The sequence below is a fragment of the Mesorhizobium sp. M1004 genome (assembly GCF_040318795.1).
In the GTDB taxonomy this organism is placed as follows: Bacteria; Pseudomonadota; Alphaproteobacteria; order Rhizobiales; family Rhizobiaceae; genus Mesorhizobium.
In genome coordinates this window covers 146,251-168,326 of record NZ_JAMYNB010000009.1, presented here as the reverse complement: position 1 = coordinate 168,326, position 22,076 = coordinate 146,251, and the positions used below count along the sequence as shown (strand labels likewise).

Below are 22,076 nucleotides of genomic sequence, written 5' to 3'. Positions count from 1 at the left end.
GTAGCGCTTCCACTTAGGGGTGTATTTCGGCGTGCGGACACTTGGCCGGATCGTCAGCCTGCGGCGAGGGGGCATCGCCGCATCGCTCGCCTATCTGGTTCTGCTGGGCCTCTGGACCGCTCTCGTGTCACCGCCGTTGGAGAACATCCTGCGCGACGTGATGATGGTCTCGATCTCGCCGTTCACCCATGCTCCACCCAACATCGTCGTGGTCTCAATAACAGAACAGACCCTGGCGAATTTTCCATACCGCTCACCACTGGACCGTGGCTTCTTGGCCGACATGGTGGCCCGGATCGAGTCCGCCCGCCCTCTCGCCATCGGCATCGACCTACTGTTCGACCAGGCAACAGAGCCGGAAAAGGATGCCCGCCTCGAAACTGCCATTGAAACCGCCCGTGTGCCTGTGGTGATCGCGTCGGCTTCGCGGACTGACGGCCTTACCCAAAGACAATCCGACTATCTAAACGCGTTCGCTCCGTCGGCAAAGCGGGGCCTTGCAGCATTGTTGCATGACAATCTCGACGGCGTGGTCCGTGGGGCCTTCCCCGGTCGAGAAGGCGGCGGCGCTTGGATGCCAAGTTTTGTTGCAGTGATCGCAGCATCCACCGGCGTTGGTGGCGGCCACTCGCCGGAGGAGATGGTCTACTACCGCACGGGGAACAGCCTGCCCTTCAGCTTTCCAACCTATCCGGCACAGGCCGTTCCGCTGGCACCGCTCAGCTGGTTCGAGGGGAAATATGTTCTTATCGGTGTAGACCTACAGCAAATAGACCGTCATCCGACACCGTTCGCGTTGTTGAGCGGGGCGAAAATCGGTGTCCTCCCTGGCGTCGCGATCCACGCCCATTCGTTAGCCAGGCTCGTGTCCGGGAATCGGATAACGACCCCTTGGCCTGCAGTGGGCTATGCGCCAATGCTTGTTGTCGGGCTGTTCTGCTTATGGATCGTTTCGCGGCCGATCCCGGTGGTCCTCAAACCTGTCGCGGTCGCTTGTACGGTGCTGCTGGTATGGATCAGTGAGGCGTGGGCGTTCGCGCGGTTCGCAATCCTCGTTCCGATGGTCGCCCCTGCATTGCTTGTGGTCGGCCTGTCGGCGTTCGTTGGCTTCCTGGCTTGGAGACGGGACGCCAAGGCTCGCCAGTTCATTCTGAACGCGTTCTCGAAATATGTCAGTCCGGCCGTTGTTGCAGCGATTGTCAAGGAACCCAACGCTCTCCATCTCGGTGGCGAGAAGCGTGAGCTCACCTGTGTATTCACGGATGTCGAGGGATTTACGTCATTCAGCGAGCAACTCGCGCCAGAGGTGCTCGCAGATGTATTGAACGAATATCTGAACGGGCTCTGCGAGTTATTTGTCGAGCATGGTGCAACCATCGACAAGGTCATCGGCGATGCGGTGGTCGGCTTCTTCGGGGCTCCGGCAGCACAAAATGACCAAGCGGAGCGGGCGGTGTCTCTGGCACTTGCTGTGCAGGACCACGCGCAGCGGCTGCGCGAGAAATCGGCACGACGGGGCCATTCACTCGGATCCACCCGCATAGGTATTCATGGCGGGCCTGCAATCGTCGGCAACTTCGGGGGAAATCGGTTCTTCAACTACACAGCTATTGGAGACACGGTAAACACTGCGGCCCGACTGGAGGGCGCAAACAAGTACATCGGCACGAAAAATTGCATTAGCGCGGAAGTCGCGAAACAAGCAACGCGCTTCTTGCTGCGGCCTGCGGGAGTTCTGCACCTTAAGGGCAAGAACCAAGGCATCGAGGCTTTCGAGGCAATGAGCCGAACGTCAGAAAATACGATACTTTGCGAGGAATACGCAAAGGCGTACGCCCTGCTTGGCACCGACGATAAGCTCGCGACAGCGGCATTTGAGCTGTTGGTCACAAACTATCCACAAGACGCCCTGATCGCTTTTCATCATAGCCGTCTTGCAAGCGGACGCTTCCGAGCAGACATTCATCTTGCCGACAAATAGGGTCATCAATGACATGAGCCTCATGCGTCCGATCTCGCAAATCGCCTCTCTGACCCTCACCGCGGCCGTTCTTGTGACGGCGCAACGCGCGGTCGCCGGCAGCCAGTATGTGGTCCTGTCAGCTGAGCCGGCGGTGGATGAACTGCCGCCAGGCAAGCTCTTTATGCCAAGCGACGTCATCAACGTGCCAGCCGGTACGGTCGTCACTTTGCTCGGCGAGGACGGCAGCGTGAACGCGCTTTCGGGTCCAGATTCCTTCGTGGTAACTGAGGATGCATTGACGTCCGGCAGTTTACAGGGGACTGCCAAAGCGCAGGAAGGCCCTTCAAAGCTTGACCTGATAGCCGTCCTCTTGGCGAACGAGCGCAAGAGAACGGAGTCCATCGGCGGTTCGCGCACCACTAGCGACTATTCCACGCCGAGCGGGCTCGACGACCCCTGGGCAGTGTCCATCGAAGAATCCGCCCCGGGCTGCATCCGCGATGGTGTTATGGTTCTTGCGCGCGAGGGCATAGGTCAGAGCGCGGTTTTTTCAATCCGCATCGGCGACGGTGAGCCGTTCAACGGCATAGTCTGGAGCGCAGGCAAGCTCACTTACTCTCTTCCAGACCGTATTCCTCCCGAGGTGAAATCTGTTGTCGTCGAGACCAACAAGACATCGGCGTCGATCGAAATTAAAATGTTTCCAAAGAACGTTCTTGAAAATCCGCTGGAAGTTCTTGGATGGATGGTAAGCAGCGGTTGCAAACGTCAAGCATTGGCCTTGGTGCATCAGCTTGTGACAAAACAGCAATGAGTTATTGGCTAGCAGCCGCGCCGCGAATGATGGAGCGACTGGCTAACGGCGTAGCGGCGCCATTCTCAGAGTCGCCATCGCCAGGCATCAGGTAAACTGCAAGGCCTTGGTTTGGTGGACTGTAAGTGCGCTAACGATGATCCGAGCTCGTCGATTTCTGCACAAGGGCACAGTATCAGGCGAACGAAGGGCGTCATCGGCCGATGTCTAATTGAATGTCAAGCGCGGACGCGCTGGAAAATCGAGAGGAGGGTGCGATGCTCCATCCGCGTTTCAACGTTATTATAGCCTTGGCTGTGACTGCGGTTGTGAGTTATGCCACGGGCCGGCTGGAGGCCGCCGAAGAAACCGGTTTCGATCCTCTCGTAATCGACGAGTTGAGTGCTCCCAAGTCCGTTGCGATCATCGATGACCCAACCGGCGAGGCGCCGACCTCCAAGGTTTATTCTTTTCGGATCCCCTCAGGTTATTGCAGTCCACGGCGCTATGAGCCGCATGCTCCAGCTAACGACTGCGACGAGCAGTCGGTACGGTCGCAAGTTCGTGAAAACGTCTTTGCGACCAAAAAGAACGGCAATGGGCAGCCGAAACAGGGCTGGTATGGGTTCGCCGTCTACTTACCTGACGACTTCCCATACGGCATAAAGCAAGCTGACGGTTACATGCAACTATTCTACTTTCACAACAAACAATGCCAGCACATTTCACTCGCAAATTTCGCGGGCAAAGATGACTCTCTCTACCTTGCATTCAGTAACGCGCTCAGAAACTACAACTGCACGCCCGGTCCGCGCCTCAAGGTCGCCGATTTCAAGAACCTTGTCGGCAAGTGGAGCCGCTTCGAGCTATTTATTAAGTGGGCGAAGGACAGCTCCGGTCGGGTTAAGGTGTACCTCAATGGCAAATTAGTGACCGAGTGGCATGGACCGACCTTCACCCCCGGACTTGAGAGCACCAATTACGCCAAGTTTGGCATCTATCTTTGTTGCACCCAAGCGGTCGCTCGGGTCAGAGACGCGTCGCTATACTTCGCGGCGGTCAGACGGGCCGCAACTCGCGATGGTCTCTACACGCTAGGCGACGCCGTCGCGCTCAAATCGCTGCAGGTGACCCTCAATGCTTTGGGCTGTGACGTCGGCAAGCCGGACGGGCGTCCCAGCGAGCGCACCCGCGAAATGGCGCTGAGTTGCCGCACATTGCCGGCAGCCGTCGCACCTCGGGACCTAAGCGTTGCGACAGTGCGGTCCTTCCTCGCGCTCTACTCGGACCCGACAACCGCTGGTTTGCAGAGGGGAACATTCATCGAGCCGCCAACCCAGGTGGCGGTCGTCTCGAACGTACCGAACGATGCCGCGGCACAGGCAGGTCTGCTTGTGCCCGTGTTCAAGGTACACGCGTACGAGGGACAGACGCAAAAAGGAGGCAGCGACTCGACCTATGTCACCGACCTCGACGTCAAGATCGACAAATCCAGCGGAACGCCGAATTTCGGCCTGGCTGTCGTAGTTCATTCCTATAACCCTGGGAACATCGATAGCCTTGAGATGTTCCTGAACGCTCCCACGAAATCAGCCGGCAAGATCGCTTCTTGCGCCATGGGCAGTATTAAGTATCCCGACGGCACCGATCATGTCGCCTTCCGGTTTGACAAGTCCGGCGACACCTGGATCGTCAGCAACGCTTCATGCCTGATCTCGGCGCTACCCAAGAAGGAAGCTGCGGTCGTGCGCTTCGTCGCCGAGCACTTCTCGGACGTTGCGGTAGGCATGGTTACCGATGGCAGTGTTAACCTTCTGACGTTCGACGTGATGCGCAATCTTGTCGGCAGGGTCGCCACCGGGGAACTGAAGATCGCGGCCCGATAGCCTTCGTAGAAACTCCACTATCCGAAGAGGAAGATCATCGCCGAGACTCTTCCCAGGTCGATCCTCGCAAATCATAAGACAGAGAGCTTGCTAGCCAACATGACCATGTGCAGAAACGCACCCAGCCTAGCCGGCGGCTCAGGTAGGCAGCGCTCGTCGAAACCGCGCAGGCCCAGTTCGCGGCCTTGGCGGCTCTGCCTGCAGAGCGCGACATAGCTGCCTCGACTATGTGCGACGCAATGCCCGCTTCTTGATTGCATTATCCTGAGAACAGGCTATCTGCTTTCGGCCCCAGTTCAGACTACGATCCGTGTTTCACATCGCATATTGATAAGCGTCAGCCCTTGAGGCTGATCGGGTAAACTGTCTCAGTCCGGCTTATCGCCCAAAGCCAATGCAGAGATGTCCATCCACATCGCTCCTCGTTGAGGGGAAATCGTTGTCGGTCCGGTCCGAAAACGGCGTCGGGGCGGGGATGGGCGCACCTATCGCGGCTCTTGATGAAGATCGCACGGTGACATCGGGCGGCATCCTGAAGTCGAACTCCCTTCCTTCGGGGGTTTGATGTAGTTTGGGCGGCTAGTCGCCGACAGCCATGGAGTTGGATACGATGACGTACTTCGATCTAGGCACCTTCTCCCGCCGGCTGGACAACACGCTTTCCGAGGCGCAGATGTGGTTCGACCGGGGACTGATCTGGCAATACGGATTTAACCACGAAGAGGCCATTGCCTGTTACGAGCGCGCGCTCGAGGTGGCGCCTTCGAACGTCATGGCGCGGTGGGGAATTGCCCACTGTCTGGGTCCAAACTACAACAAGCTATGGACCTCCTTCGGGCCTGAAGAGCGTATTGTCGCTTTGACGCGGGCGCATGTATTGCTGGCGGAAGCGTGCGATCTGTCTGCAATCGAAGTCGAGCGCGCCTTGCTTGATGCGCTGACATCGCGCTTCCCTACTGATCCAGAGATTGCGGATTATGGCCCTTGGAATGACGATTTCGCTGATGCGATGCGCACAGTGTACGAGAGGTTCCCTGACGATCTGGATGTGACCGCGATCTTCGTCGAGGCACTGATCAACCGCACGCCTTGGGCGCTGTGGGATACTCGGACCGGGCAGCCTTCGGCTGGCACCTCGACGGTGGAAGCGCGCGCGGCTTTGGACCGCGCCTTCACGACCCAGCCAGCAGCCTGGGGACATCCGGGGTTGTTGCATTTCTATATTCATCTGATGGAGATGTCGTCGACGCCAGAAAAAGCCTTGCCGCATGCAGATCGGCTGGTGCGCCTAGTGCCAGACTCTGGGCATCTTGTGCATATGGCGACGCATATTGACGTGCTTTGCGGCGACTACCACAAAGTCGTGGTGCGCAATCGGCAGGCGGCTCAGGTGGATCGTTCATATTTCGCTCATGCAGGCGGTGAGAACTTTTACACTGTCTACCGCATCCACAACCTTCACTTTCAAATCTACGGGGCCATGTTTCTTGGTCGCCCTTCGGATGCCTTCGAGGCCGCGAGGGCACTGGCAGAAAACCTGCCGGAGCCGGTGGTGCGTTACATGCCAGAGATGTTTGAAGCCTTCGCGCCGATGAAGTTGCACGTACTTATCCGCTTTGGCCGCTGGTCCTGCATCCTGGAAGAGGCCTTCCCTGACGATGCTGAGCTCTACTCGTTCAGCACCGTCCTGTTGCATTATGCCCGCACCGTAGCTCTGGCCAATCTCGGTAAAATCCCCCAGGCAGAGGAAAGCGCTAGCCTTTTCGCGGCCGCGCGCGATGCAGTGCAACCCGAGCGCATGCTGTTCAACAACCCATGCGCCGATATCCTCGAGGTTGCCGAAGCGATGATGCTGGGGGAGTTGCACTACAAGTCCGGTCGCGTCCATGAAGGCCTGGACTTCCTGCGGCGTGCGGTCGATCTCGACGACAATTTGCTCTATGATGAGCCATGGGGTTGGATGCAGCCGACGAGACACGCGCTTGGCGCATTGCTGATGGATGCCGGACTATATGGCGAAGCTGAGGCTGTCTATCGCGCGGACCTTGGGCTTGATGCGACGTTGCCGCGTCCTTGCCAACACCCACGCAACGTCTGGAGCCTACACGGCCTGCTTGAATGCCTTAGCCGACGTGGTGGCGCGGTAGAAATCATCGAGGTCCGACAGCAGTTGAATCAGGCTCTGGCGCATGCAGAGGTGCCGATCATGGCATCATGTGCCTGCCGGAGCGCATCGCAATAAGTGGCAAGCATCCGCTCGCCACGTTGCAGCCTCCTCAGCGCCATAAGAGCCAGCATCGAACAGCGTCTCGCACGCGTCCATTGCGCGCGCGAATCCGGCCGTCACTCTGGGGCTCAGTGAAGGGGTGATAGCGAGGCAGAGCTTACCCGCATGGGGCACTGGAGCAGCATCTGGCCTAGCAGATGCTCGAGATCGCGGACCTGCACTGCCACGGTTCGACAAGGACTTCGTGCAGGGCATGTCTGCCCTGCAGCCCCGGGTCATCCGTATGCATGCAACCCGCCTCAACGTCCGCTCAGACGTCGTCTGCCGAATGGCGGCTATCCGCCGAGCTCGCCCCGATAGCGGACCGACGGGTTCCGGCCCCAAGGCTGCCGGACCGCAATGCGCCCAATCTCAGTCATTCGATCGCCGGATCTCGATTCCGGGAGCTGCCGTTCGCCGACTTGGCCATGGATCCCTAGCTCACATTCTGATTAGTCTTGGCGTATTGCTCCGCTGTCAGTTCCCCGACTGCTTGAATATTCGCCCGGTTGGTCGAAAAGGACGCAGCGCTGCTGAGATTGGGTGAATCCGAAGGCGATGCATTGGTCCAGTGCCGAGCAGCCCCGTTCGCACTCGTTGCGAGAGCGGGCGCTCAGCACCCGGAACCCGTTGCCTGAAAAAGCCTTGCCGTTGAAATACTCGAAATAGGGAGCCGCACTCGACGCCGGCGGCATGTCATCTCCCGAGATAACGCCGCTAGTAGCGCGGGCGTTCATCAAAAGTTGGCCTTGTCGCTCCTTGAGAAAGCACTTTCTGTTCCACGCGTCGTAAGTGAAAGCCCTGCACCAGCTCTCCGAAGCTCGGCACATGGATTCACACTGTTCCACGTTGTCAGCTTGACGGGTCTCTGCGGCCTTACTCTTTATATCCCTGTTGAGGAAACGCCTGAAAGATCCGGATGGTGGCGCGACGGCCACCGCCTCCTCTTCCAACTCGCCAGGCTCCGGCGGCGGTTCTGCAGCCTGTGGAGAGGCAGGTGGATTGACTGGTGGATGATAGCCAGTGACCAGACTGCGAGTGCCGGCCGTGTGTCCTTGGCTTTCCTGCGCGCCTGCTACGCTCGAGAACAGCCTGCAGACGCCGCCATGCGACGAATGATCAAAGCCCGCGCACCCCGAGCGCGCGGAACAAAGCTTGCTGCAGGCCTCAAGCGGCACGCTGACCGTGGCGCTGACCGCCCCGTTCAGGAAGGTCTGCGGGTAGCGGAAGAGCTCCTGGGCCGATTGCGCGTTTGCGGGCCGACCTCCGGCCGGCGGAACAACAGCAGCCGCAAATGCGACCACAAACCCTATCAGTAGTCCAACGGTTCTGCCGCTTAATTGCCGAATGCGATCAGCAAACCTCCGCGGGCACGCAGGATGCATGTCCGATGGTGGCTCGGACACTTGGAGCACCTGCGGATTGTTCATCTGTGACATTGGTTGCCTTTCTCCGCCGCTTTCCGAAGAGAGCCTCAAAAGCTTCCGGGACCGCTCAGCGGACATTTCCGGGATGCGAGAACCGAGAAGGTCCCAAAATGGTTGTTGCAGATGCGGAACTTAGACGGACGTGCCCTCGACGCCGAGGAGGTCGGATCTGGTGAGGCCGCTTTTGACTTTGCTGCCGGCCGCTGACTTGTCGCCTCTCGTTGTTTTTTACGTCTTGGTTTCGCTCGGACGATCGCCGCTGGCTTGCCAGTCTTTTGCGATGTGGCGCTTTTCTGCTTCGTCGCTTCCGCTTCCGACGCACCCTGGCTCGGCTGCGATGTCGGTTGAGCTGCGACTGGCGGATTGGCTGGCGGACGGTAGCCCATGACGAGACTGCGTGTTCCGGCGATGTGTGGCGGGCTCTCACCCCCGCCAGCCACGTTCGCGAACAGCCGACAGAAACCGTCGGACGACGAGTAGTCGAAGCCGATGCATCCCGAACGCGCGAAGCAGAGGTTTCTGCACGACTTCAGCGGCACGCTGACCGTCGCGCTGACGGTACCATTCAGGAGGGTTTGTGGATAATTGAAGAACTCTCCTGTGGACTGCGCGTTCGCTGGCAGAATCCCCGTTGGAGGCACGACAGCAGCAAGCGCGCCCGCAAGTCCCAAAAGAAGTCCCGCCATCCCGCGACGAAGACCACCTGCCAGCATGTTTCCTCCTCGCCTGCTCAGCCTCGCGCTACCGTTCCTGTAAAATGGTCGTGTCCTCGGAAACGGCCGGTGCGAGCTTCCTTTTCAGGCGCATGATGTTCTCGTAGGATTTCTGTATCCGCTCAAGCATTTCCGGGTCCTTGCGCGCTTCCTCGGACAGGAGGGCGGCAACTTTTTCCGGGACCAGGGGGTCTGGATGTTTGTCGTTGGCAAATATCAGGATGTCGTTCCCTGCCAAAACGGCTCGGCGCACCGAGTCCTCAAAGGTGATGGTGTCGGTAATGGCCTGCATCTGCATGTCGTCGCTGATAACCACGCCCTTGAAGTGCATCTTGTCCCGCAGCAGCCCGGTTAACGTCGCGCGGGAAAGCGAGGAGGGGATTTGGGCCGAAAAGGAAAGCTTGTTATTTATCACATGGGCGGACATGACCATGTCGACATCTCCCGACGCGATCAGGTTCTTGTAGGGGAGAAGTTCCTTATCGCTCCATGTCTTGGAAACGTCGGCCATGCCCTTGTGGCTGTCCTTGGTGCTGGAACCGTGCCCAGGGAAGTGTTTCAAGACCGTTAGCACTCCCTTCGCCCGATGCGCTTCGACGAAAGCCTTCGCGTATGCCTCGACCGTCTGCGGATCGGCGGAAAAGCTCCTGCCAAGCTTGCCAATGATGGGATTTGCCGGGTTGACGTTGACATCGACGACGGGAGCCAAGTTGAGGTTGAATCCCAGATCCGAGAGAGCGGAAGCGAGGTCCTGGTAAATCACGCTGGCCTCGTCTGGACTCATGGACTTAGCCACAGTCGCCTCGCTCGGCGTCTCGTTGAACCCCATGGCTCCAGTGAACCTCTGGATACGGCCGCCCTCCTGGTCGACAGCGATGAGCAGCGGGCTTGCCGCGAAACGCTGCAGGCCCTCGTTCAGTTGCCGCACTTGCTTCAGGCCGTCGATATTGCGCCCCAGATAAATGACGCCCGTGATCTTTCCTTCCTCCGCTTGCCTGACGACTCTCGCGTATCCCTCGGCACCGGGCTCGCTGCCGACAAAGCCAACCAGCACCATCTGCCCGATCATCTGACGCAGCCTGGCGTCTTCGATTATGCGATGCAGGTCGACGTTTGGGATGCGGGCTCTCGGCACTGGGGGGTCAGCCTTCAGCGGTGAGGAAAGGCCAAAAAAGGCGCAGGCAACAGCGGTGAGAAATGCGATCCGCGGCGGCATGTTTTAGTCCCTCGGAGCGACGGGATGTACAAAGTCGGGAGTGACCGTCCGGCTGTTTTTTCGCGCCGACGTCATGCCTTTTCGCCGCACCGGGTACAGGTTGGTTCCCTGGACCAGGAAACATCGGTTGGGTCTCACGGTCACCCACGTAAACCCACCGCATCCACCGTCCGAGTGACATTGCCCCATGCATTCCTGATAGGAGATCGCAGGCGATTCCATGCCGTTTCCAATGAAGCCGCTCAGGGTGAAAAGCTCCCAGTCGGCAGTCAAGGTCGGAGGAGGGGCCGATGGTTTAGCCTTGAAATAGAGGCCGGACCGTCCCAAAGGGTAGGATTGCACGAAATCGAAGCCCGATTTTAAAAAGCATCGATTCACCTCCTGATTGTAGGTGAACGCCCGGCAGGAGGTTCGGCTGTCACACAGAGCCGAGCAGCTTTCGGCGTTGGGCGCATCGATGCCTTTTGACACGAGATCGCCCCCCCAAAGGTCAACCCCGCTGAAGGACGCATAGTACCAGGACTCGGCATTGGCGGGATCGTGATAGCCTGGAATCCGCTGGCGGGTGCCGCCGGTCGAGAGCGGGTCAGGTTGTGCTGAGGCGACCGCTGGAAACAAACGGCAGAGGTTGGTTGAAGAGGAGTGATCGAACCCGGCGCAGCCCGAACGCTCCAGGCAGATTTTCCGGCAGTCGTCCAAAGGTCGCCGGAACTCGGCACTGGGGGTTCCCCTCAATGCGGTCTCTGGATATTCGAGAAGTTCGCCTCCTGACGCCTGCGCCAATGCCTGCGTAGCAATTCCAGGCATCGCAAGCGAAAATGTCAGCAGAAACGCCGCCGACGCTGTTCCGACCACGCGCAACCAATGCCGCCTCCGCTGCATTCCGCTTCCCTTGGCCCAACCCATGAAACCGATATGTAAGAGCGGTTGGGTCAAGGACTGATCGACCCTTCGCAGTAGGTGGTGCGAAGGAAATTCTCGTATGCGTTGGCGTGGTTCGAGCCCGTGTCGCTAGCGTCGACGCAAAGCGAGCTCAGCAGGTTGTTGGCTTGCGCATTGCCCTCTAGCGCGAGTTCGAAATACGAACGCGCCGCCTTATTGGAGTCGATCGCGTCCACGCGGTCCGGCGCGAAGGTCCTTGGATCATACCATTTCGCCATTTCGAGCTTCGCGTCCTGGTTGCCTCTCTGCATTGCGAGATTGATCGCCTGCAGCCCGACGCTCCGGTCTCCGCGCTTGAAAGCCTCCTCGCTTAGCGCGAAGAGTTCATGGCCGTCAGTGTCGGTTTCCTTGAGCTTCGCCAGCCTGGCTGCAAGCGGAGGATTTGTCGGGTCGGTGTAATTCGAAAGCAGGCTGCGCGTCGCAGCGGTCGAACCCACGTTCACGCGTCCGGCGCCCACGCTCGCGAACAGGCGGCACTCGTCCTTTTGAGAATGGTCAAACCCCTGACATCCCGAACGCGCCTCGCAGAGTTTCCGGCATTCTTCTATCGGCTTGGAAAACTGGGCGCTGACGATCCCGTTCAGCAGAGTGTCCGGGTAGTTGAAAAGCTCGTTCGCCGCGGAATTTTCCTGTGCTCCCGCTGACAGGGTCATGCCCAGCAAGATTGCAGCAGCCATAGCCGCCATGTACCCCCTGAAGTGGAGGAAATACTTGTCGAAGCTGCTCTTCAGCATGCCATTGTCCCTCTGACGGTTCCATAGGCGGCGAATTGCCGGACCTTGTGATTTTCAATCATTATTCCAGCGTCCCCTCGCAATAAGTGTCCTTCAGGAACCCATTGAACCCAAGGTCTTGAGGAGAACTCGCGCTCTTCGCGCAGAGGGAGCGGAGCATTTCCCTGGCCGCTGTCTCGCCTTCTACCGACAGTTCGAAATAGGCCCTCGCCGCCCTGTTCGCATCCGGTCGATCTGCTCTGCTGGGCTCGAAGGAGCTTGGATCGTACCAGCGCGCAATCTCGAGTTTCGCGTCCTTGTTGCCCCGCTCCATCGCAAGATTGATCGCCTGCAAGCCGATTCCGCCGGCGCCTTCCCGGTATGCCTCGCCGCTTAGGGCGAACAGCTCAACGCCGTTAGTGTCCGTCAGCTTCAGCCTCTCGAAACGCGCGAGCAAAGGCTCGGGGTTGTTGAACCAACCCCTGCTGTCGGCAATGTAGTATCCTCCCCCTGCCAGAAGCAGCGCCAACGGGATCAGTAGGTACAAGAACCGCCTCTTCTTTGGCGGCTGGGCCAAAGGCTGGGGTTTCGGCTCCACCACCCGTGGCAGCTCAACAACCTGTTCGAGGGCCTCTTCAAGCTCCCGTTCTATAGCCTGAGGAATGGACATCTTGAAAGGGGTCAGTTCCTGGGACCAAGCTCCCGGGCTGGGTGGGATCGGCGGCCAGAAGGCGCTCCCCTCAATGTCATGGCCTTCGACTTCGATCTTCACCTGCAGGTCGACCGGGATCTGGTCGCAGACCTCGGGTCCGACGACCAGCGTGGCCGAATTCGCGCCGCGGCTGACGACCGCTGCCTCTACGGTTGCGGGACGCGCCTGCCATCCGGCGGCGCCAAGATAGGGAGCGTCCTTGGACTTGCGCATGATCGACAGTCGCAACCCCGGAGAGCTGCCTAGTTCCTGCGGGAACGTGATCAGGGCATGCCCGAACAGGCGCGTCTCGTCCTCGCTGACTTTGACCGCAACCTTGTTCATCGAGCAGTCCCAACGGGCGCACCAAGCAGCGGCGCGGACTCATCGAGCGCGTCCAGTATGGCCCTCAGGCGCTCGTTCTCCTCGACGTTTATAATGATCCCTTCGCCCGAGAGGACGTTGTCAGTAACCACTTGGTGGAAGGCGTACATCCACTCCGAGAGCGCGAGGTAGGAGAAGTTCCGCCGCTCCACCCCAAGCCCGTCGCAGTCTGAAACGCTCGGACGGCGGGCAAAAACCCTAACTTCACCGTTCTCAGTGCCGTCAGGAGCCAGAGGCCGCTTGTTCTCGGGCATCGCGTCGAAGCCAAGCGTGCTGACGAAACGGTTGATGTGGCTCGTGGCAAGAAAGCCAGCCTTCTCGAGCAGGATGTCGGACCTTTCGACTGAACTTCCCGAGAGCTTGGCAAGGTCCCTGGCTATGCGCTCTTCGAGCCCCGATCGCCGCGCGGCAGATGTAAGCTCGGCGACCAACTCGCTTGCGGACTCTTGCCCGAGGCCAATGGCCTGCAACGCATTGTCGTTTCTCGCGAGTGCGAAAAGGCCGTCCGTCCAATGCCTGATGGCTGACCGGGCGAGATAGGCTTCGCGCGGCAGCGCTTTCTGCGAAACCGACTCCCCGGAGGAAACCACGGCCGCGGCCACCTTCTTCTTGCTGCCGGGCAATGGAGGGGCGCCGGGCCGCGGAGGCGCCGGTCGCTTCTTCGCCGCGGCGTCTGTCCGTCCTTCGGAACCTTCCTCCGGCGCGTTCTGCCGCTTGAGGCGGTTGCCGTACTCGATGTGAAGGTGTTCGGAGATTCCGTTCTGCGATATCTGCAGCATCTTCATGGCGGTCCCGAACTGGTCCCGCTCCCAAACCTCGGTGAAGTTTGCGAGAATCTGGTCCGAGACTTCCCGACGCTCGGCTATCCGCTTGTTGATGTCGCTTTCGATGAAATACGGAGCGAGCACACGGCGGATATCGTGGGCTATGTCCCCGACGCGGCCTCGTATCTGTGAATACTTGATGTCGGGACGACAGATGGCCGCGAGGTTCTCCGCCAGATAGCTTACGCCGCCATCGTTCAGCCTGAGGGCCTCGTCGAAGGCCTTGGCCGGCTCGCGGAAGTGCTGCTGAACTTCACTGACCTGAAGATACGCCTCGCGCAGCGCGGCGACCTTCGCGACCTTGTCGGGCAATATCTCGGTCTCCACGCCGCCTTTGTACTTGATCAGGGACTCTGCCTTGAAGTTCGGGTTGCGCAGCCAGTAAGAGTTGTTGAAAGGCCTGTCCGGCATCCATTCGAACGGCCACTTGTGGGCCTTGCCGAAAAAGCGCGTTAGCGAGGCGCCCAGGCGCGCGCTGAAACGATCCGCCAGGCTCTGTCCTTCCTCGCCCGCCTTTTCGCTGAAGTGCATGTCGAACATCGTCAGCACCAGGAACAGCGCAGTCTCGGTCCGGGCCCGATCGAGCGGGCTTTCCCCGTGCGAGGTTCTGATCCAGTCGTCGATCATGTCGGGAAGGGTCGCGACGTCCTGGTTCGAGGGCTTGATGCACAGCAGCATGCTCGAAAGCTCCTGCTCTGCAACGTAGCGGTCGAAGAGGTAGGCAACCTTGCCCCGGACGAAGAGTTCCTTGAGCGCGTCGGGGTTGCCCTCGATGAAGGCCTGAAGGTCCACCTTCTGCCTGCTGCGAGCGCCCGGGAAGTCCAGGAGGTCTGTGTGCTCGAAGAACGGCCATGGCTGTTCCGATATCGCAATCCGGAGTTCAGCCACCAATGCGGCGATAACGGGTCTCGGCAACGAAACCGTCGATCCTTTCATTGGCCGGATCAGCAGCTCGTCCTGGCCGGATTTTCCGAGCCCCCGCAGCGTCTCGACGTCTATGATGCTGCTTTCCCGGGGAACCAGCGCCTCGACAGGGCAGTAGGCATCCTTGGCGAACCCAAGGCTCTCAAGGGCGGTGACGAGTTCGACGAAGAGATCGGTAAATTTCTGCAGACCGCCCCATAGCACGGAAAAAAGGTCGCCGCGGTCGGCAATGGAAAGCCGGGAGCCAAGGAAGGCCGCTTCCTCCCAGTAGGCCCCTAGCGTCTCGATGTTCGGCAACCCGGCGAACTGCTTCTCGAAATACTCCTGGAGGTCCCACACGTCCTCCTCGGCCAGGCCATCCGTCGCTGCCTGCGGCATAGCCCGGCTCTTCGCCCTTTCCAGGGTGGACAGGACGGTGTCGGAAGTCAGCGGCGCGCGTTTCTTCGCGTCTCCGTCAAGGAAGAAGCTGTTGCCCAGGACCTTGGCCACGTCCGTTTCGCTCAGCATCCTCAGCACAACGGGCGCGCCGGGCGGACTTGGCTCTTCTCGAACCGAAAAGCGGGTGACAAGCCCGGTCGACTCCCGATCGCCACCGGGGTTGATCTCCCGGATGAAATCGACCTCCCGCCCGAGATCGCCGAAGCGAGCCATCAAGGGCGCGCTTCCATTGCGGGCCAGGACGGACACAAGATAAGACTTGCCAGCCTGGCTGGGGCCGAACACCCCGACGCACATGGGGCGGTCTATGGCCAGCATCGCCTTCCGGGTGGCAACGATCGACTTCTTGAGCTGCTGCTCGGCGCCCGAGCGCGTGCTGCCGACCCGCTCCGCGTTTGCTGAGGCTCCGATCCAGACAAGGCCCTCCTGCGCCGATTTCAGCGCCGTGTCGCAGGTCTTCTTCAACTCTTTACGCATGCCTTCAGCTTTCACTGGATGGAGATAATTCCGGTATCGAGCCAGTAGCCGTCGCCCGCCTCGACCGCGAGCGTGTCCAGCTTCAGCTCCATGATGCGCTTGACCGGAGAGCCGTCGGCGTCCTCCGCGTCCTGAACCACGAACTCCTCGCGGGTCGCCTCGCTCGTAAGAAGCGCGATCTCGTTCGCCTCGTCGTCTTCCGGCACCTGCACATTGCGCGCGATCGTGACGCGGACCGGCTTTCGCACGCTCCGCGCCGATCGCGTCTGCGCGGTGGTCAGCTTGTAGAGCGGAGTCGCCACCCAGCGCTCCAGTGGAAGCTGCCTGAAGCCAATGCGAAGCGGGCTGTGGTAGTCGAATTCCGCCTCGGCTTCCGCCGTTGCGGCATCGAGGTCGATGTCCGAGAAAAGCAGGGTTTCGTCCGGCAGCACGGAGCTGCCCTGAAGCCGACCGATGTACCGGGCCGTCGACTTCATCCTGAGGTACTGGGAATAGAGGGTGAAGTTGGTGATCTGCCGTTCCGCGAGCGCGCACAGCATTGCGCCCACGACCGCGGTCGTCTTTGGATCGTCGATGTGCGTGTTGCTGACGCCCCGGAAGGGATACCACGTGCCGACGCGATAGTCCTTGATCGGAATGACGCGGTCAGGCCGGACCGACATCTTGTTCATGAACAGGCTTATCATCTGTGGCAGGCGCATCGGCCGCCCGGTCAGCAGCACCACGTCAGCGTCCAGATGGTTGATCGCTTCCGCGATGTTGTCGAACACGCCGTCGAAGATCGACAGGACGCACTCTTCGACCGCCAGCGGGTCGACTGCTATGTCGCAGTCGGAGACCGTGAACTCTCCGGCTCCCAGAGCCACTATGCTGTCCTTGAGATATCCGAGGATGCGCGCGTCAACCGGAATGTCGCCTCCGGCCGTCGTTCGTCCCCCGGTCTCGAAGAAACTGCCTGCCTTCCGGATTTCCGTCTTGCGGCTCGTCGCAGGCATCGCTTCGCATTCGGACAGAACCGCGATGGCGATTGGCTGCAGAACCTGCAGAACGAACTGGCGTCGCAGGTGCTTTTCCTGCTCGGACATGTTCGGGTTGTCGCCTGCGAAGCGGTCCTTGAGATAGTTCCGCGCGTTCGGGAGGCCCGCTTGAGCCAGGCCTTCCTCGAGCCTGGGTATGACAAGCCGCTCGATAACCACCTTGAGGAGGTCGTCCCCCGCGATACGGAATCCCTCCCGAAAGTTCTGGTCGGGGAAAAGGGCGACATTGTCGGTTTGAAAATAGGTCGTAACCATGAGGTCGGTGGTGCCGCCGCCCACGTCGACGCTGGCGACGCGCAGGGACCGTTCGAGCTTCTCCTTGGCCTTGGACGCCGGGAGCGCCTTCGGCCTCTCCCTGTCCTTGCCGAGCATGTCGAACAGCGTCCTGATCGACCCGCCCAGCTTGTGCACGGCCTCGCCGTAGAGATAGACCAGATGAACTGAACTCGCCTCGTCCCAGGAGCAGTGGATTTCCGGACGCTGGCTGTTTATGCCGCTGTCGCTGTCGCCCCATCCCGACAGGGACCAGAGAAGCTTGACCGCGGCTTCTGCGCGCGACCGCAGGATGCGCTGCTCCTGGATCGGGGTCGCTGACGGGATCGTCAGGATGATCCTGCGCAGGCGTCGCGGAGAATCTTTGAGTCTTCTCTCCCGGCGGGTGCCGGGGTTGTTCATCATCGACATCGCCTGCGCAATGATTTCGACAAGCATGAACGTGAAGAAGGACGACCTCGAGAAGCAGAAGCGGCTCGCCGTCTGCAGTTCGCTCTCTTTGACTTTCAACCTGAACTGGCGCCTGTCGCTCTCGAGCTGTTCGAGGACGTCGCCGCGGTCGTTTATGAAGCGGTACATGGAGCGCTCGATCAGCGGCTCGGTTCCCGCATGGCCCGCCGAGGCCGAGCGGAACTTCCACTCCTGGAGAACCGGATCGGAACTCCACAGGTACCGCTTCGGCGAAGAAAGCCCCGTGGCCGCCTCGGTGCCTTCCGACTCCCCGCGCAGGCGGGAGGCCTCGGGGCCGATGCGGAGCAGGCTTGGCCAAAAGAATGCCCGCGGTCGGCCTGACCGCCTGGCGATGTCTTCCGCTCCGAATTCCCCGGCCACCAGTTCGCACTGGCTTTCGAACGGATCGCGATAGACGAGTTCGGGCTTGGAAAGGTCGCGCAATTCCAGCACGACGGAGTTGTTGAGGTCGACGTTCACGTCGTCCGGGAACGACTGGATCAGAAGTCCGCACGACCGCGAGTTCCCGATGTCGAGCACCAGGTCGACGTCGACTGGATGGACGTTCCTGTTGTCGCTGACCGTGTCGATGAGGGTGACGCGAACGGGCTTGATCACGCTGGCGAGAAACTGGACGAAGGTTATGTAGCGGGCGAGGTGCTCGAACTGGAAAGGAAAGTCATCGGGCCTCAGCTCCTTGCCCTTCCTCTGAAGCTTCTTGAAGGAGTGGAGGATGTCCCTCAGCCAATCGTCCAGCCATTTCTGGGCGTCCACGGGCCCTTGTCCGGGAACGTCGACCTTATGGGACAGGAACGAGATGACGTCTGGAAGCTGGCTGACGAACCGGAACGATTCTGTCCGCATCGCGTCTTCCGGACAGGGCGCGAGATAGGGACGGTTCGTCTTGCGGGGCGCAAGCGAGCTGTCGAATGCGAAGATTGCCCTGTGCGTTCCCTTCCGGTCGCCATGGGCGGTCCTGGTTTCCGTAACCCTTACCCGGACCCAGTCGGTCGGGCCCTGTGCGTAAATTTCGTTGCCCAGCGAGTCCTTTCCGGGTTCGATCTTGAAGAACGGCACCGGAACCCAGCGGTCGAGGAAGGTCTCGAGCGCCCTCGACTTCGCGATGTCGTATACCACGTCGTCGCCACTCGGGGGATACGGCGGCTGGTCAGAGTCGGGGTCGTCATCGTTCCAGTTCGGAAGCAGGCGGATCAGCGTCTTTCCATCCGACCCCGTTTCGCCCGGCGACACACGCTCGATGAACGACCTCGTAAGACGCGGCGAAGCGTCGAAGTCAAACCCGAACTCGACGAACTGGATGCCGCTGTCCGGCACCAGCGTGAAGCCGTCGCTGAAATCGGCGAGGTTGGTCAGCATCGATTCGTCCTGTCAGGCTGGTGGCGGCTTGCTGCAGTCATGGAACATTGAACTCCGTGACTTTCATCTGCGTCGCGTCGTGAGACTCTTCAGTCACGCTGCCCGGGTAGCTTTGAGTGGCGTCACCCTTCTTGAGGATGACGTTGAAATCCGTCCGCCGGGCAGGATCTCCGCGCTTGTTGAACATTCTCAGGTAGACCTCGTAGTGTCCGGGCGGTGGCTTGCTCGCCCACGTTATGTGTTCGACCGGCTTGGTGCTCTCTCCATTGAGATTCATGTCGATGTCGTGCACGCCCCCGCATTTCGGCTGTCCGTCCAGAAGCACCATTCCGCCGTCCGGGCACTTCACGAAGAGGTCCAGGTCGGTCCGGTTGTTCCAGATGAGCGTCACCTGCGTCTGGCCTTCCGCACCGCCTGCGCTTTCGACGCGATTGTCTGCTTCCTGCGCTGGGTCAGTCTGCTCGGCCCTTGGCGCCGGAGCGGGGGGCTGGCACGAGTTCAGGTGCCGCCGCAGCTGCTCCTCGATGACAGCTTCTTCCGACATGAGTTCCCGCGTGCGCAAGCTACTATGGTCGACAGTCGGCTGCGGCGCCGCAAGGGCGCAGTAAGCGCCTCCGCCCTTTCCAAATGCGGTGACTCCGAACGGAAGGACCAAGCCGCAAGCCGGGAGCAGCAGCCACGCGGTCGCCCCCGCGAGTGCTACGGGAACAAGCCAAAGAAGCCTGCGGGCGACCGACTGCCACCAGGCAGGTCCAGCAGATCGCACGGGCCGCTCCGTTGCTGTGTCCGCAACAGAAGCCGTCGGCGGGCGGTCCCGGGCGGCTTCAGCAATCTGTCCCTTGCCGCTGGTTTCCGCGTCATGTTTTTCGTAACCCCATGCCGTAAGCACGAGCACTCCGTCGCTCCCGTCGGAGCCGCCGGAAACCCATACGTTCTCGTCGTCGGGGAATGTCACCGCGTTGCGCAGCGCAGTAGCCGTCGAGCGGGCTGCCGGGTCGGTGCGAGCCTCATGCGCGGCGGCCGCACGAAGAACTGCGCGGACGGATTGGTCGAGCCGCGCCTTGTAGACGGACGCCGTTTCGGGCGGGAGGTCCGTCAGCCGGACAAGAGGCTCGTCGCGCTCGGTATACCAGTCGATCCCAGAGCCGTCCTTTCGCGGCACCGGTTCGGCCAGCTCGAGCCCTATGCCCCCGGGGAATTCCCGTCCGAGCACGGCTTGAAGCCTATGGACCGAGCGCTCCGCGGTCGACCCGAGGGAACGCATCAGGCTGAGGGTCGTGGTCGCGACGAACTGGCTCATTTGACAGGGCCTTCCGTTGGCCCTGCGGCCGCGGCTATTCCCGTGGCCGGATTACACGGCTGATCGGCGCCGGCCACCGTCACGCCGTTGGCTGACAGGAACCGGATGGCGTCGCTCGCGCCGAGGGAGAAGTTCAGCTTCTGAACGTTCCCCCCGTCGAGGACTATGAAGGTGTTGACTCCGACGGCCCGGCCGCAGGCGTCCGAAAGGGGACCTCCGCTGTTGCCGGGGGAAATGTTCGCGGAATGGGTAATGACCTTTGCCGCCCCGCCCTGAGGCATGGCCATGACGTTGCCCTGCGTGACGACCATCTCAAGATTGGCAAGCCCCGTGGTGTCGCCATTGAGGATCGCTCGATAAGTGCTGTCCATCGACATCACGAATGACGGAAAGCCCCCCGCGATGACGCTGTCCAGCCTGGCGATTTCCGTAGAAAGGTGCAGGGGCCTCACAGTGCTGGGGGCATCATCCACCCGAAGGAGGGCAAAGTCCGGATTTCCAGTCTCGCTGCTTGCGGATCTTGCAACGACACGGGCGGGAACCGCACGCCCGAGTGCCTTGCTGGCGACGAATACCGTCCCCCCGGCGCCCTCGACAACGTGGTTGTTGGTGAGGATTTCCCTCTGGCTCACAAAGAACCCGCTTCCAGTGCTGAGGGAGTCCGCCGAGGGTGCGAGCACGAGGACCGTCGCCGAGTCCAGGGCGGCGAGAAGCGAATGCGGTGAGCCGGGGGCAGGCGCCTGCCCGCGGGCGGCTCCTGACGCGCCGTTTTCTGTTCCACCGCCGGACTCATGGAGCGGCGGACCGAGAACAGATGAATCTGCCTCGCATGCAGCCTTTGCGAGCTCCCTTTTCATTTTGCCGATTCGCTCTTCAAGGCTCCGGTTGACCTCCTCGTTGTTCACGAGTGGAGCTGTCGGTGGCGGCGGGAGCGCTTCCGGATAAACGAGGTTGCCCGGCGAGGCCGCGTAGATCAGGCAGGCGGCGAACACCAACGAAAGGGCAGCTATGGGCCAAAGCCAAGACTGTTTGTGTCGAGCTGGCGCCGTTGATTGAGCCTCTTGCGTGGATGCTGCGGTGGCCTCGGGTGCAATCACGCGCCGCGGGGGAGACAGTCCGGCAGTGGCGAAACCTCCCAGGGCAGCCCACGCCTGACCAGGCACCCGGGGGGACATCCCGCTTGGAAGGTAGGGGCCAATTGTCTGCTCGCTGTGCCGCACGAATGCGGCGCGGGAGGAGCGGGCTTCCTCCGGCAGCACTCCCCAATTCGTGAGGACGGCGTTCTCGCCGACGGCGACGATAGAGGCTTCGTCCGCGACATTGAGCATCGCCCCAACGGTCCCGCCGATTTCCCGGTCCGCCAGGGCTGGTCGAAGCGCCTCGATCCGCGCGGCCAAGTTCGACTCGATCCGCGACCGTTTTCCCCGATCGAGTTCGCCCAGTTGCTTCGGCTCCTCGTCGAAGCTGCTGAACCACGCCACGACCAGGCGGCCGCCCTCCTGCTCCTTGGCGTTCGGTTCCGCGAACAGCCGCGAGGTGTTGTCCCCGCACAGTTCATCTATGCGGGCGAATGCCGTTTCGCAGTCGCGCCACAGCGGTTTCCCTGCGACAGCCAACACGTCCACGGCACGCGCGGACGTTGAACGAACGAAGTGGACATTGCCCCCCCGAGCCATTAGGCACCTTCCCCTTGCCGCAATAAATCGTTGACCATGCGGCGTCCCCGGCCTCATATTTCGACGTAAAAAACGCAGTGTCAACGAGCCCTCAAGTAGATTCGACTCAGATGCTTAACCTGTAGCGGGCTCGCAGCCTATTTCACGTCTTGGCGACCGTTTCTATCTTGAACCCAATTTCGCGGTGCTCATCCCCCATTTATAGCTGGAAATGCAAATTCTGGAGAATTACGGTGGCGCCGGGCTGGTATTGCCGAGCCCTAAAGGGGCATTGCCTACGGCAAAGAAAAATGAGGCAACAGGAAA

At 60.6% G+C, this 22,076-nt stretch carries 14 protein-coding genes; 4 read left to right on the top strand and 10 right to left on the bottom strand.

Features of this window, described 5'->3' with window-relative positions:
* The first annotated feature begins 31 nt into the window (after positions 1 to 31).
* The 4 genes from NKH54_RS19805 to NKH54_RS19790 all read left to right on the top strand — a co-directional run bounded on the left by NKH54_RS19805 (position 32) and on the right by NKH54_RS19790 (position 6,884).
* Positions 32 to 1,981, top strand: a complete 1,950-nt coding sequence (locus NKH54_RS19805) for a CHASE2 domain-containing protein (RefSeq protein ID WP_352667922.1) — start codon at positions 32 to 34, stop codon at positions 1,979 to 1,981.
* Between the two features lie 13 nt (positions 1,982 to 1,994).
* A complete protein-coding gene (locus tag NKH54_RS19800; RefSeq protein ID WP_023692409.1) occupies positions 1,995 to 2,777 on the top strand; it encodes a hypothetical protein in 783 nt (260 codons plus the stop codon).
* Between the two features lie 257 nt (positions 2,778 to 3,034).
* A complete protein-coding gene (locus NKH54_RS19795; RefSeq protein ID WP_353028770.1) occupies positions 3,035 to 4,642 on the top strand; it encodes a heparin lyase I family protein in 1,608 nt (535 codons plus the stop codon).
* 610 nt (positions 4,643 to 5,252) lie between these two features.
* Entirely contained in the window at positions 5,253 to 6,884 is a 1,632-nt protein-coding gene (locus tag NKH54_RS19790; RefSeq protein WP_023692413.1) for a tetratricopeptide repeat protein, read from the top strand.
* 476 nt (positions 6,885 to 7,360) lie between these two features.
* Here the strand turns inward: NKH54_RS19790 and NKH54_RS19785 are convergent, their stop codons facing one another.
* The 10 genes from NKH54_RS19785 to NKH54_RS19740 form a co-directional block, all read right to left on the bottom strand.
* The gene (locus NKH54_RS19785; RefSeq protein WP_245266088.1) at positions 7,361 to 8,347 is read right to left on the bottom strand and encodes a PAN domain-containing protein; all 987 of its coding nucleotides are present in this window, start codon (positions 8,345 to 8,347) and stop codon (positions 7,361 to 7,363) included.
* A 35-nt stretch (positions 8,348 to 8,382) separates the two neighbouring features.
* Positions 8,383 to 9,048 (bottom strand): PAN domain-containing protein, encoded by a 666-nt coding sequence (locus NKH54_RS19780; protein WP_352667910.1) that lies wholly within the window; start codon positions 9,046 to 9,048, stop codon positions 8,383 to 8,385.
* A 28-nt stretch (positions 9,049 to 9,076) separates the two neighbouring features.
* A complete protein-coding gene (locus NKH54_RS19775; RefSeq protein ID WP_023692438.1) occupies positions 9,077 to 10,264 on the bottom strand; it encodes a glycoside hydrolase family 3 protein in 1,188 nt (395 codons plus the stop codon).
* Between the two features lie 3 nt (positions 10,265 to 10,267).
* Complete coding sequence (locus NKH54_RS19770) at positions 10,268 to 11,200, bottom strand: PAN domain-containing protein (RefSeq protein ID WP_023692437.1); 933 nt, start codon at positions 11,198 to 11,200, stop codon at positions 10,268 to 10,270.
* A complete protein-coding gene (locus NKH54_RS19765) occupies positions 11,197 to 11,940 on the bottom strand; it encodes a PAN domain-containing protein (protein ID WP_023692436.1) in 744 nt (247 codons plus the stop codon). The genes NKH54_RS19770 and NKH54_RS19765 overlap by 4 nt, the downstream gene beginning before the upstream one ends.
* 61 nt (positions 11,941 to 12,001) lie before the next feature.
* The gene (locus NKH54_RS19760; RefSeq protein WP_353028769.1) at positions 12,002 to 12,955 is read right to left on the bottom strand and encodes a hypothetical protein; all 954 of its coding nucleotides are present in this window, start codon (positions 12,953 to 12,955) and stop codon (positions 12,002 to 12,004) included.
* A complete protein-coding gene (locus NKH54_RS19755) occupies positions 12,952 to 15,657 on the bottom strand; it encodes a virulence factor SrfC family protein (protein ID WP_023830984.1) in 2,706 nt (901 codons plus the stop codon). The genes NKH54_RS19760 and NKH54_RS19755 overlap by 4 nt, the downstream gene beginning before the upstream one ends.
* Before the next feature lie 11 nt (positions 15,658 to 15,668).
* The gene (locus NKH54_RS19750) at positions 15,669 to 18,794 is read right to left on the bottom strand and encodes a virulence factor SrfB (protein ID WP_352667902.1); all 3,126 of its coding nucleotides are present in this window, start codon (positions 18,792 to 18,794) and stop codon (positions 15,669 to 15,671) included.
* Positions 18,795 to 18,831: 37 nt separating this feature from the next.
* Positions 18,832 to 20,094, bottom strand: a complete 1,263-nt coding sequence (locus tag NKH54_RS19745; RefSeq protein ID WP_352667900.1) for a hypothetical protein — start codon at positions 20,092 to 20,094, stop codon at positions 18,832 to 18,834.
* Complete coding sequence (locus NKH54_RS19740) at positions 20,091 to 21,719, bottom strand: S1C family serine protease (RefSeq protein ID WP_245261318.1); 1,629 nt, start codon at positions 21,717 to 21,719, stop codon at positions 20,091 to 20,093. Before NKH54_RS19740 ends, NKH54_RS19745 begins: the two co-directional genes overlap by 4 nt.
* Between the last annotated feature and the right edge of the window lie 357 nt (positions 21,720 to 22,076).

Coding starts and splice junctions, on each gene's coding strand:
- NKH54_RS19790 (WP_023692413.1), top strand. CDS start 5,253: ATGACGTACTTCGATCTAGGCACCTTCTCCCGCCGGCTGGACAACACG.
- NKH54_RS19775 (WP_023692438.1), bottom strand. CDS start 10,264: ATGCCGCCGCGGATCGCATTTCTCACCGCTGTTGCCTGCGCCTTTTTT.
- NKH54_RS19780 (WP_352667910.1), bottom strand. CDS start 9,048: ATGCTGGCAGGTGGTCTTCGTCGCGGGATGGCGGGACTTCTTTTGGGA.
- NKH54_RS19755 (WP_023830984.1), bottom strand. CDS start 15,657: ATGCGTAAAGAGTTGAAGAAGACCTGCGACACGGCGCTGAAATCGGCG.
- NKH54_RS19745 (WP_352667900.1), bottom strand. CDS start 20,094: ATGAGCCAGTTCGTCGCGACCACGACCCTCAGCCTGATGCGTTCCCTC.
- NKH54_RS19765 (WP_023692436.1), bottom strand. CDS start 11,940: ATGCTGAAGAGCAGCTTCGACAAGTATTTCCTCCACTTCAGGGGGTAC.
- NKH54_RS19760 (WP_353028769.1), bottom strand. CDS start 12,955: ATGAACAAGGTTGCGGTCAAAGTCAGCGAGGACGAGACGCGCCTGTTC.
- NKH54_RS19785 (WP_245266088.1), bottom strand. CDS start 8,347: ATGTCACAGATGAACAATCCGCAGGTGCTCCAAGTGTCCGAGCCACCA.
- NKH54_RS19800 (WP_023692409.1), top strand. CDS start 1,995: ATGAGCCTCATGCGTCCGATCTCGCAAATCGCCTCTCTGACCCTCACC.
- NKH54_RS19750 (WP_352667902.1), bottom strand. CDS start 18,794: ATGCTGACCAACCTCGCCGATTTCAGCGACGGCTTCACGCTGGTGCCG.
- NKH54_RS19795 (WP_353028770.1), top strand. CDS start 3,035: ATGCTCCATCCGCGTTTCAACGTTATTATAGCCTTGGCTGTGACTGCG.